Annotated in this window: 11 protein-coding genes, 1 tRNA gene and 1 pseudogene; 3 read left to right on the top strand and 10 right to left on the bottom strand. The window is 69.9% G+C overall.

Annotated features, from left to right (window positions below; translation table 11 throughout):
• Positions 1-167, bottom strand: a 167-nt coding sequence (locus JMF97_RS30210) for a transposase (RefSeq protein ID WP_203224623.1), incomplete at its 3' end; no start/stop codon positions are given.
• Between the two features lie 450 nt (positions 168-617).
• Here JMF97_RS30210 and JMF97_RS30205 point away from each other — a divergent pair.
• Positions 618-1,454 carry an IS5 family transposase gene (locus JMF97_RS30205; RefSeq protein WP_203224622.1) on the top strand — a complete coding sequence of 279 codons (837 nt, stop codon included), beginning with the start codon at positions 618-620 and terminating at the stop codon, positions 1,452-1,454.
• Positions 1,455-1,492: 38 nt separating this feature from the next.
• A pseudogene (locus JMF97_RS30200) lies at positions 1,493-1,903 on the top strand (tyrosine-type recombinase/integrase); the annotation flags it as partial.
• An 84-nt stretch (positions 1,904-1,987) separates the two neighbouring features.
• Here the strand turns inward: JMF97_RS30200 and JMF97_RS30195 are convergent.
• From JMF97_RS30195 to ald, 9 genes are all read right to left on the bottom strand, one after another.
• Positions 1,988-2,061: transfer RNA gene (locus JMF97_RS30195), tRNA-Pro, on the bottom strand.
• A gap of 200 nt (positions 2,062-2,261) precedes the next feature.
• Positions 2,262-3,665: a ribosome biogenesis GTPase Der gene (der, locus tag JMF97_RS30190; protein ID WP_438803783.1), complete on the bottom strand. Its 1,404-nt coding sequence runs from the start codon at positions 3,663-3,665 to the stop codon at positions 2,262-2,264.
• Positions 3,662-4,342, bottom strand: coding sequence for a (d)CMP kinase (cmk, locus tag JMF97_RS30185; protein WP_203224621.1), 681 nt, complete (start codon positions 4,340-4,342; stop codon positions 3,662-3,664). The genes der and cmk overlap by 4 nt, the downstream gene beginning before the upstream one ends.
• Before the next feature lie 149 nt (positions 4,343-4,491).
• Positions 4,492-5,262, bottom strand: a complete 771-nt coding sequence (locus JMF97_RS30180) for a pseudouridine synthase (RefSeq protein WP_203224620.1) — start codon at positions 5,260-5,262, stop codon at positions 4,492-4,494.
• Complete coding sequence (gene scpB / locus JMF97_RS30175) at positions 5,249-5,989, bottom strand: SMC-Scp complex subunit ScpB (protein WP_438803784.1); 741 nt, start codon at positions 5,987-5,989, stop codon at positions 5,249-5,251. Before scpB ends, JMF97_RS30180 begins: the two co-directional genes overlap by 14 nt.
• A gap of 344 nt (positions 5,990-6,333) precedes the next feature.
• Positions 6,334-7,428 (bottom strand): segregation and condensation protein A, encoded by a 1,095-nt coding sequence (locus JMF97_RS30170; RefSeq protein WP_203224618.1) that lies wholly within the window; start codon positions 7,426-7,428, stop codon positions 6,334-6,336.
• 43 nt (positions 7,429-7,471) lie between these two features.
• Positions 7,472-8,395, bottom strand: coding sequence for a ParA family protein (locus JMF97_RS30165; protein ID WP_013732865.1), 924 nt, complete (start codon positions 8,393-8,395; stop codon positions 7,472-7,474).
• 179 nt (positions 8,396-8,574) lie between these two features.
• Positions 8,575-9,582, bottom strand: a complete 1,008-nt coding sequence (locus tag JMF97_RS30160) for a site-specific tyrosine recombinase XerD (protein WP_203224627.1) — start codon at positions 9,580-9,582, stop codon at positions 8,575-8,577.
• Positions 9,579-10,694 carry an alanine dehydrogenase gene (ald, locus tag JMF97_RS30155; RefSeq protein ID WP_013732863.1) on the bottom strand — a complete coding sequence of 372 codons (1,116 nt, stop codon included), beginning with the start codon at positions 10,692-10,694 and terminating at the stop codon, positions 9,579-9,581. Before ald ends, JMF97_RS30160 begins: the two co-directional genes overlap by 4 nt.
• A gap of 292 nt (positions 10,695-10,986) precedes the next feature.
• Between ald and JMF97_RS30150 the strand changes: the two genes are divergently transcribed.
• Complete coding sequence (locus JMF97_RS30150; protein ID WP_013732862.1) at positions 10,987-11,241, top strand: TM2 domain-containing protein; 255 nt, start codon at positions 10,987-10,989, stop codon at positions 11,239-11,241.
• The last annotated feature ends 59 nt before the right edge of the window (positions 11,242-11,300 follow it).

The following is an 11,300-nucleotide window of genomic DNA, read 5'->3' as shown; positions in this document are numbered from 1 at the left end:
CGGTTGACGTACAGGATCGCGTTGAAGATCTCCCGCAATTCCACGGTGGCCGGCTGGCCGGTGGGCCGCCGGTCGAGTCGGGCCTGCCGCCAAGCGCTCAGTGTTGGCTCGATCAGCGCCCAGCGGGCATCGGACAGGTCGCTCGGGTAGGCCTTCCGCTTACTCATGGCGCACCGTTTACACCAGACCGAGTCGCCGGCCCTGCATTCGTCCAACGTGGAGAGTCAATAAGATTTTTAGACTAGACGGAATCTAGAGCCTATTTGTGAGATAAGCGGACACCCTGATCACGGATCCAGCGACCTCGAATACTCGCTTATCCCTGCGAATCGCCCCTAAAGCCGCCACGCTTAAAGCCGGCAAACAGCTACGAACTCTGCCTGAATGCCCTCTAACTGGGCGTTTTGATCTCGTCCGCGTGGGATTAGCGTCATTTGGCTGGCAGCCTGCCGGGCCGGCAGCGCCGCCGACTCGTGGCTATCGGCACTGTTTGACCCGACTGATGCCGCAGCGATATGCCAGCTTCATTCCGCGGAACGTGTCTGGTTCAGAAAAGCCCTCATATCGTCGGACTACGGGTGCGATCCACCACAGCTCGTCCACAGTAGAGCTATGGCATGGCCGAGCGACCTGCCTACCCCTCCGACCTGTCCGACGCCCGCTGGGCGCTGATCGCACCACGGTTGACCGCCTGGCGCCAGGCCCGCACCGACGCCGGTGTCGGCGGACGTACCGCCAGCCACGACCTGCGGGAAATCTTCAACGCCATCCTGTACGTCAACCGCACCGGCATCGCCTGGCGCTACCTGCCCCACGACTTCCCGCCCTGGCAGACCGTCTACGGCTACTTCACCGCCTGGACCACCGACGGCATCTTCACCCACCTCAACTACCAACTCACCGGCCTGGCCCGCACCAAGGCCGGACGCGCCGCGCACCCGTCAGCCTGCGTCATCGACACCCAGAGCGTGAAGACCTCCACCAACGCACCCCTGCCCACCCAGGGCATCGACGCCGGCAAGAAGATCGTCGGACGCAAACGCGGCATCGTCACCGACACCCTCGGCCTACTCCTCGCCGTCGTCGTCACCGCCGCCAGCGCCAGCGACAACACCATCGGCATCAACCTGCTCGACCAGGCCAAAGCCACCTACCCGACCCTGACCAAGACCTGGGTCGACGCCGGCTTCAAGAACAAGGTCATCGAACACGGCGCCACCCTCGGCATCGACGTCGAAGTCGTCACCAAAGACCCGCAGATCCGAGGGTTCTCGGTGGTCAAACGCCGCTGGGTCGTCGAACGCAGCCTCGGCTGGATCATGCTGCACCGCCGACTGGCCCGCGACTACGAAGCCCTACCCGACAACTCCGCCAGCATGATCCGCATCGCGATGATCGACAACCTCACCAAACGCGTCACCAACGAAACCACCCCAACCTGGCGAGACATCTGAAGACGGCATCACTCACAAAATACGTGAATCAGACGCCCTCTAAGGGAAAGCGCGCACGGACCGTGCCGCTGATCGAAGAGGTACGGCCGATCGTCGCTCACCGCCTGGACGCCGTGTCCAAACCCGATTCCCGACTGTTCACCGGGCCGCGCGGTGGCCGGATCAGCACCGCCGTGCTCCGCGACGCGACGCATTGGGATGAGGTGGTCACCAAGCTCGGATACGAACACCTACGCCGACACGACCTACGGCACACCGGCCTCACATGGATGGCCGACGCAGGCATACCGGTCCACGTCCTACGGAAGATCGCCGGACACGGATCACTGACCACCACCCAGCGCTACCTACACCCCGACCGGCAGTCGATCACCGACGCCGGAACGGCCCTCAGCGCCCACTTGAAGGCCCGCCGGTCCCCAAGTGGTCCCCAGCTACGCGCCGTCTAGATCAGCAAATCCCCACTGCCCAGATACGAATTAGAGGCCGTTGACCAGGGTTTTCACCCCGGTTGACGGCCTCTTTTCGTGCTGTCGGGACGGCCGGATTCGAACCGACGACCCCTTGACCCCCAGTCAAGTGCGCTACCAAGCTGCGCCACGTCCCGTTGCCACCGCCAGACCTTGCCCGCGGCAGCCGGTACAGCTTAGCGCAGCTTCTCCCATCCGTCGCACAGCCCCCACCCCCACAGCGCCGCCCCGACGACCAGCTCACCACCCCTAAAGCATCCTAGGAAGACAGGATCAATGAGGCGGGCCCGGGTGCGGAGGCAAGCGCCTCGCGACCCGGGCCCAGGGTGAAACAGGATCAGCCGTGCGCCTTGCCTCGGCCGCCGGGGCCGAGCTTCTTGCGGGGGCGTACCGAGATCTCAATGGGGCTGCCCTCGAAGCCGAACTCCTCGCGCAGCTTGCGCTCGACGAAGCGTTGGTAGCCGGCGTCCAGCGGCCCGGTGGTGAACAGCACGAACCGTGGCGGGGCCACGCCGGCCTGGGTGGCGAACAGGATCCGCGGTGCCCGTCCCCCGCGTACGGGGTGCGGGGTGGCCTGGACCAGGGCGGTGAGCCAGGCGTTGAGCTGCGCGGTGGGGATGCGCGTCTCCCAGCTGTCCAGCGCCCGGTGCAGGGCGGCGGCGAGCTTGTCGACGGCCCGGCCGGTCATCGCCGACAGGTTCAGCCGGATCGCCCACGGGATGCGGCGCAGTTCCCGGTCGATCTCCTTGTCCAGGTAGTACCGACGGTCGGCGTCGACCAGGTCCCACTTGTTGAAGGCGATGACCATGGCCCGGCCGGCCTCGGTGACCATGGACAGGATCCGCTGGTCCTGTTCGCTGATCGGTTCGCTGGAGTCGAGCAGCACCACCGCCACCTCGGCGGCCTCGATCGCGGCGGCGGTACGCAGGCTGGCGTAGTACTCGGTGCCGCTGGCCTTGCCGACCCGCTTGCGCAGCCCGGCGGTGTCCACCAGGTGCCAGGTTTCGCCGCCGATGGTGACCAGGCTGTCCACCGGGTCGACGGTGGTGCCGGCGACGGCGTCGACCACCGCGCGTTCCTCGCCGGAGAAGCGGTTGAGCAGGCTGGACTTGCCGACGTTGGGTCGGCCGACCAGCGCCACCCGTCGTGGGCCACGCGGGCGGTTCTCCACGATCTTCGGTGCCTCGGGCAGCGCGGCCATGATGGCGTCGAGCAGGTCACCGGAACCACGGCCGTGCAGCGCCGAGATCGGGTGCGGTTCGCCGAGGCCGAGCGACCACAGCGAGGTGGCCTCCAGCTCGATGTTGGCGTTGTCGGCCTTGTTGGCGACCAGGATGACCGGTTTGGCGCTGCGCCGCAGCATCTTCACCGCCGCCTCGTCGACGTCGGTGGAGCCCACCGTCGCGTCGACCACGAACACCACCACGTCGGCGGTGGCCACGGCCGTCTCGGCCTGCGCGGCGATGGCCGCGGCCCGGTCCTTGGCGTCGGGTTCCCAGCCGCCGGTGTCGACCACGGTGAAGGACCGGCCGGACCACTGTGCGTCGTACGGGATCCGGTCGCGGGTCACCCCGGGTACGTCCTCGACGACCGCCTGCCGGCGGCCGATGATCCGGTTGACGAGTGTGGACTTGCCGACGTTGGGTCGGCCGACCACGGCGACCACCGGTTGCGGGCCGCTCGGCTCCTCGGTGTCGAGGTCCGGTTCCCGCAGTTCTACCCAGCCGTCGTCGTTGCTCACGCCACGCCCCGCTCGGTGAGCAGTTCACGCAGTCGGGCCACGACCTCGTCGATGCCCAGTTCGGTGCTGTCGAGCACCACGGCGTCGGCGGCCTGGGCGAGCGGGTCGGCCTTGCGGGTCGAGTCCAGCTGGTCACGGCGGGCCAGGTCGGCGGCGGTGGCGGCGACGTCGGCGGCGTTCTCGGCGCTGCGGCGGGCGGCCCGCGCGGCCGCCGAGGCGGTGAGGTAGACCTTCAGGTCGGCGTCGGGGGCCACCACGGAACCGATGTCGCGGCCCTCGACCACGATCCGACCCGCCTTGTCGATCATGTCTCGCTGGCGGGCGACCAGCAGCGCCCGCACCGCCGGTACGGCGGCCACTGCGGACACGGCGGCGGTCACGTCGGCGCCACGGATCTCGGTCTCGACGTTCACCCCGTCGGCGGTGACGGCGTAGCCGGCCGGGTCGGTGCCGATGCGCAGGTCGACCTCGCCGGCGACCTTGGCCACGGCGTGCGCGTCGTTCAGGTCGACACCGGAGCGCAGCACCGCCCAGGTGATGGCCCGGTACATCGCGCCGGTGTCCAGGTAGCGGGCGCCCAGGCTGGTCGCGAGCCGTCGCGAGACGGTGGACTTACCCGAACCGGACGGCCCGTCCACAGCGACGACGCAGCGCCCGACCGGTATGTTTTCTCCCACCGTTGTCCTCCTCAGCCCGTACCTCACGATCCGCCGTCAGCGGCGGACGCGAGCGGTTGCCAGCTATGTCCCATCATGCCCGGCGCCGAACCCCACGGCCCGCCGGGCCGTCCGCGAGCCTACCCTCAGCGGTACCCGCCACCGCGCGGTCAGTCACCCACGGCCTTGAACAGGGCGGCGACCTCCGCGTTGGTCAGCCTTCGGGTCCGCCCGCTGCGCAGGTCGCCGAGCCGGATCGGCCCGATGGCGGTACGCACCAGCCGGCTCACCGGGTGCCCCACCTCGGCGAGCAGCCGCCGGACGATGTGCTTGCGCCCTTCGTGCAGGCTCAGCTCCACCTGGGCGGTACGCCCCAGACTGTCCACCACCCGGAACGCGTCGACGCTCACCGGCCCGTCCTCCAGCTCGACGCCGGCGGCCAGCCGCTTGCCGAGGTTGCGCGGAATCGGCCCGGCCACCTCACACAGGTAGGTCTTCTGCACCCCGTAGGAGGGGTGCATCAGCCGGTGCGCGAGAGTGCCGTCGTTGGTGAGCAGCAGCAGGCCCTCGCTGTCCGCGTCGAGCCGCCCGACGTGGTAGACCCGCTGCTCGACCCGGTTGCTGAGGAAGTCGGCCAGCGCGGTGCGGCCCTTCTCGTCGGCCATGGTGGAGACCACGCCGCGGGGCTTGTTCATGGCCAGGTACACCAGCCGGGTGTCGGCCTGCAGCCGTTCACCGTTGACGTGGATGACGGCGGTGGCGGGGTCGACCTTGTCGCCGAGCTGCGCCACCCGCCCGTTGACCGTCACCTTCCGCCGGAAGATCAGGTCCTCGCAGGCCCGCCGGGAGCCGACACCGGCGGCGGCGAGCACCTTCTGGAGGCGTTCGGGGCCGGTGTAGACGGGCGCGTCGGGTGAGGGGGTGCGGTTATCGCGAGGCATCGGCAAGCTCTTCTACGTCGTCGGGGAGGAACGGGGCCAGCGGCGGCAGGTCGTCGAGGCTGTTGAGGCCGAGTTTCTCCAGGAACATCGTGGTCGTCCGGTACAGGTACGCCCCACTGTCGGACTCGGTGCCACACTCTTCGACCAACCCCCGGGAGACCAGGGTACGGATCACCCCGTCGCAGTTGACACCGCGGATGGCGGAAATGCGCGACCGGGTCACCGGCTGCTTGTACGCCACCACGGCCAGGGTCTCCAGGGCGGCCTGGGTGAGGCGCACCGACTGCCCGTCCAGGATGAACCGCTCCACGTAGCTGGCGTATTCCGGCCGGGTGTACAGCCGCCATCCGCCGGCCGCCCGGCGCAGGTCGAAGCCGTGCCCGGCGGCGGTGTAGCCGGCGGCGATGTCGTCGAGCATCGGTCCGATGCGTTCGGCGGGCTGTTCCAGCACCTGGGCCAGTGTCAGCTCGCTGACCGGCTCGTCCACCACCAGCAGGATGGCCTCCAGCGCGCCGCGCAGTTCGGTGTCGTCGAGCAGCGGCGTCGGCTCGGGTGCCGGCTTGGCCCGCCCGGACCGCTGCTTGCGCCCCCCACCGGCATCCCCGACCGCCGCCCCGACCCGCTCACCGGCCGCCTGCCCGTCGGCACCCGGTTCACCGACCGGAAGCGTCACCGGCACACCCGCTGCCTGCTCGTCAGCACCCGGTTCAACGGCCGGAAGCGTCAACGATGCATCCGTTGCCTGTTCGTCGGCAGCCTGTTCACCGACCGGAAGCGCCAGCGACGCATCTGCTGCCTGCTCGTCGGCAACCTGTTCACCGGCTGGACGTGTCACCCGCAGGCCGGACGCCTGCCCGTCGCCGGCAGGCAACGGGTTGTCGCCAGCGCCCTGTTGCGGCGGCTCGGTCGGGCTCTGCGGGCCGGGCTCATCCGTGTCGTCCACGGCATCGTCGGTGGGCCGCGCCTGGGCAGGCACTGTGGTGGCGGTCTCGGCGGGTGGGGCGGGCCGCTGCCAGGGTGGGATCCAGGCGGCTGCCTGGTCGGCCAGCGAATCCCGGCGTTCCTCGTGACTCATCCGGCTTGCTCCTGCCTCGTTGCCGTCCCGTCAGCGCCTGCTTCACTTCCCGACGCCGGCCCCGCATCCGTCACCGTGTCGACCACCGACGCAGGTCCTGAGTCCGTCACCGTGTCGACCACCGGCGCGGCTTCCGAATCCGTCACCGTCTCGACAACCGACGCGAGCCCCGTCACCGTCTCGACCGACCCCGGATCCGTCTCAGCGGCCGAGGTCGTCGCCGGCTCGGCGGGGGCGCCGGCGTACTCGTCGATGGTCAGGGCCGGTCCGCCGTCGGCGGGTCCGGTCCAGCGTACGGTCAACTCCTCCAACGCCTGTTCCTGCACGAAGGCCACCACCCCCTGCCGGTACAGCTCCAGCAGGGCGAGGAAGCGGGCCACCACCTCCAGGGTGGCCTCGCAGTCGGCGCAGAGCAGGGAGAAGGTGGCGGTGCCGGCGCGGCGCAGTCGTTCGGCGATGATCCCGGCGTGTTCCCGGACACTGACCCGGACCATGTGCACGTGGGCGATGGAGACCTCGGGGATCGGTTTCGGGGTCATCGCCTTCACGGCCAGCTTGAGCAGGCGTTGCGGGCCGATGCCGAGCACCAGGTCGGGCAGGGCTTCGGCGAAGCGGGGTTCCAGGGTCACCGCGCGCGGGTAGCGGCGCCCGCCGACCTCCTCCAGCGCCGCGATGTGCGCCGCCGCCTCCTTGTACGCCTTGTACTGCAGCAGCCGGGCGAAGAGCAGGTCCCGCGCCTCCAGCAGGGCGAGGTCCTCCTCGTTCTCCACCTCGGCGGAGGGCAGCAGCCGGGCGGCTTTCAGGTCGAGCAGGGTGGCGGCGATGAGCAGGAATTCGCTGGCCTCGTCGAGGTCCCAGTCGTCACCCATGGCCCGGATGTAGGCGATGAACTCGTCGGTGACCTGGTGCAGGGCGACTTCAGTGACGTCCAGCTTGTGCTTGCCGATCAGTTGCAGCAGCAGGTCGAACGGGCCGGTGAAGTTGGCCAGCCGTACGGTGAACTTGCCGGTGTCGGCACCGTCGACCGCGTCCGGATCGGCCACCGGCGTCTGGTCGTCCGCAGCGGCGGGGTCGAGGGGCGGGGCGGTCACGCCGACGACCGTAGTCCACGGCCTGGCCACGGGATTGCGGAGCCTACCGCTCCGCCTGCGCGGCGATCACCTCGCGGGCGAGCTGGCGGTAGTTGCGGGCTCCGGAGGAGGCCGGGTCGAGGGTGGTGATCGGGGCGCCGGCGACGGTGGACTCGGGGAACTTCACGGTCTTGGTGATCACCGTCTGGTAGACCTTGTCGCCGAATGCCTCCACCACCCGTTGCAGCACCTGCCGGCAGTGGGTGGTGCGGCTGTCGTACATGGTGGCGAGGATGCCTTCGAGTTCCAGGTCGAAGTTGAGCCGCTCGCGGACCTTGTCGATGGTGTCCAGCAGCAGCGCCACCCCGCGCAGGCTGAAGAACTCGCACTCCAGCGGGATGAGCACGCCGTGCGCGACGGTCAACGCGTTGATCGCCAGCAGCCCCAGGGAGGGCTGGCAGTCGATCAGGATGTAGTCGTACTCCTTGCGGACGCTGCGGAGCACCCGCGCCAGGGCCATCTCCCGGGCGACCTCGTTGACCAGTTGGATCTCGGCGGCGGAGAGGTCGATGTTGGCGGGCAGCAGGTGCAGACCGGCCACGTCGGTCTTGATCAGGACGTCCTCGGCGGTGACGTCGTCCTGCATCAGCAGGTTGTAGACCGACAGGTCCAGGTTGTGCGGGTTGACCCCCAGGCCGACCGAGAGGGCGCCCTGCGGGTCGAAGTCGACGAGCAGCACCTTGCGGCCGTACTCGGCCAGCGCGGCACCCAGGTTGATGGTCGTGGTGGTCTTGCCGACGCCACCCTTCTGGTTGGCCATCGCGATGATCCGCGCCGGGCCGTGCCGGTCGGTGGGCATCGGCTCGGGGATGGGCTTGCGCATCGTGTAGGCGGCCGGGTCGGCGGGCCCCAGGTCCGCACCGAGGGCATTCTGCTGTTCGCGGAGCTCCGACGTCCAGGTCTCGGCACGGTCACCGTTGCCAGCCATGTCCTCGTTGCCCCCTCCCGACGACCATCCGGCGTCGGAGCCGCCCGACGTCCTTTGCGGCGCCGCTGCACACCCCGGTCATCTCACCGCCAAGGCTGCGCTGCCGACTGTACGCCACCGGCGAGCAGGGCGTTCGGCACCCGCTCGGCGTGTCGGCCAGCGGCACCGACCAGGGCCGCTCAATCGCGGGCACGTGGGTGGGCGGTGGCGTAGACCTCGCGCAGCCGGTCGACGGTGACCAGAGTGTAGACCTGGGTGGTGGTGACCGAGGCATGCCCCAGCAACTCCTGCACCACCCGCACGTCGGCGCCGCCGTCGAGCAGGTGGGTGGCGTACGAGTGGCGCAACGTGTGCGGGGAGACCGCCTGCGGCCCGTCGACGGGCAGAGCGGCGCGTTCGGCGGCGCGGCGCAGGATCATCCAGGCACCCTGGCGGGTCAACGGACCACCCCGGGAGTTGAGGAAGACCCTCGGGGTGCCGCGGCCGGCGGCGACCAGCCCGGGTCGGGCCCGGACCAGGTAGGCGCCCAGCGCCTGCATGGCGTACCCACCGATGGGCACCAGGCGGTCCCGTCCGCCCTTGCCGCGCAGCTGCACCACCGCGTCGGTGCGGTCCACATCGTCCACCGCGAGGCCGACGGTCTCGGAGATGCGGGCGCCGGTGCCGTACAGGAACTCCAGCAGTGCCCGGTCGCGCAGCGCGAGCGGCGCGGTGTCCCCGGCGGCCTGCACCGGCCCGGCGGCGTCCAACAGTCGGACCACGTCGTCCAGCGACAGGGCGCGCGGCAGCCGGCGCGGCGGGGTGGGCGGCCGCACGTCACGGCTCGGGTCGGCGGCGGCGAGGCCCTCGCGCAGCGCGAACCGGTGCAGGCCCCGCACGGCGCTGGCGGCGCGGGCGGCCGACGACGCGGCCAGCGGCGGATGCCCGTCGTCACCGGCGCGCAGCCGGGCCAGGTGGCGTTCGATCTCGCCGGCGGGGACGGCGGCGAGATCGCTCACCCCGGCGGCGGCCAGGCTGTTCAGGTAGCGGTCCAGGTCCCGGCGGTAGGCCACCAGGGTGTTCGCGGCCAGGCCACGTTCGACGGTGAGGTGGTCCAGGTAGCCGCGCAGGGCGCGGCGCAGAGCCGGCGCGGGCTGGTGGCCCGTGCCGGCTCCGTCCGCTGCGGCGGTCGGGGTGCGGCCGGTCAGGCCAGCACCTCGGCCAACGGGGTGGTCGGCAGGTCGTGTGCCTCCGCGACCGGGCCGTACACGACCTGTCCGTCGTGTGTGTTCAGGCCCAGCGCCAGCGCCGGATCGCGGCGGGACGCCTCACGCCAGCCGTGGTTGGCCAGCTCCAGCGCGTACGGCAGGGTGACGTTGGTCAGTGCGTACGTGCTGGTGTTCGGTACTGCGCCGGGCATGTTCGCCACGCAGTAGAAGATCGAGTCGTGCACCTTGTAGACCGGGTCGGCGTGCGTGGTGGGCCGCGAGTCCTCGAAGCAGCCGCCCTGGTCGATCGCGATGTCGACGAGCACGCTGCCGGGCTTCATCCGGGAGACCAGTTCGTTGGAGATGAGCTTGGGGGCCTTCGCGCCGGGCACCAGCACCGCGCCGATGACCAGGTCCGCGTCCAGCACCGCCCGCTCGATCTCGTACGCGTTGGAGGTGACGGTCTGCAGGTGGCCCCGGTAGATGGCGTCGGCCTGCCGCAGCCGGCCGACGTTCATGTCCAGCAGCAGCACCTCGGACTGCAGGCCCAGCGCGATCGCGGCGGCGTTCATGCCGGAGACACCGGCGCCGATGACGACGGTCTTGGCCGCGTAGACGCCGGAGACGCCGCCGGGCAGCACGCCCCGACCCCCGCCGGTACGCATCAGGTAGAAGGCGCCGACCTGCGGGGCGAGTCGACCGGCCACCTCGGACATCGGGGCGAGCAGCGGCAGCGACCGGTCGGGCAGCTCCACCGTCTCGTACGCGATGCCGGTGACCTTGCGGTCGAGCAGCGCCTGGGTGCAGTCGGGGGACGCGGCCAGGTGCAGGTAGGTGAAGAGCACCTGCCCCTCACGCATCCGGTGGTACTCCTCGGCGACCGGTTCCTTGACCTTGAGGACGAGTTCCGCGGTCTCCCACACCTCGTCGGCGGTGTCCAGGATCTTGGCGCCGGCGGCGGCGAACTCCTCGTCGGTGATGCTCGACCCGACTCCGGCGCCGGCCTCGACGAAGATCTGGTGACCGTTGCGGGTGAACTCGTTGACTCCCGCAGGCGTGATCGCCACCCGGTACTCGTGGTTCTTGACCTCGCGGGGAATGCCGACCTTCACGATGCAGACCCTCTCTCCGCCGGACCGCTAACCCGACTACGCGGCATGTGGTGGCCCCTTTGCCACTACACGGACAACCGGTCCTGTCGGCGCAGTTTATTCGGGCTCGGCACCACGTCGGAGCATGCACTGTGACACCTGGTGCCCGCGGACGTTGACGAAGTGTCAGGTGCGGCACCCCACCCTTCGGCGGAGTGGCAGGTCAGCCGTCCAGACGGTGATCGGCCACATCGTCCCACTCATGGCATGCCGGTCACACGGGCCGCCGGATGGATCACTACTGTGTCGCCTCATGACATATCCCCCTCAGCCCGGGATTCCCCAGGGCGTTTCTGACAAGAGCAAAGTCGTCGCGGGCATCCTGCAGATCCTGCTGGGCGGATTCGGTGCCGGCCGCTTCTACATCGGCGACACCAAAACCGCTGTCATCCAGATCATCGTCACCTTCGTGACCTGCGGTGTCGGCAGCCTCTGGGGCCTCATCGACGGCATCCTGATCCTGGTCAACGGTGGCACCGACGCGCAGGGGCGTCCGCTGCGCGACTGACCCGTGACAGCACGCAGGGGCCGGGCGATGTTCGCCCGGCCCCTGCGCGTCGTCTGCTC

The organism is Micromonospora fiedleri, assembly GCF_016774385.1.
GTDB lineage: Bacteria > Actinomycetota > Actinomycetes > Mycobacteriales > Micromonosporaceae > Micromonospora > Micromonospora gifhornensis.
This window is presented reverse-complemented; position numbering and strand designations above follow the sequence as displayed.

Bases quoted from the DNA above. Each gene is read 5' to 3' on its own strand.
- JMF97_RS30205 (WP_203224622.1), top strand. From the start codon at position 618: ATGGCCGAGCGACCTGCCTACCCCTCCGACCTGTCCGACGCCCGCTGG.
- JMF97_RS30180 (WP_203224620.1), bottom strand. From the start codon at position 5,262: ATGCCTCGCGATAACCGCACCCCCTCACCCGACGCGCCCGTCTACACC.
- JMF97_RS30165 (WP_013732865.1), bottom strand. From the start codon at position 8,395: ATGGCTGGCAACGGTGACCGTGCCGAGACCTGGACGTCGGAGCTCCGC.
- JMF97_RS30150 (WP_013732862.1), top strand. From the start codon at position 10,987: ATGACATATCCCCCTCAGCCCGGGATTCCCCAGGGCGTTTCTGACAAG.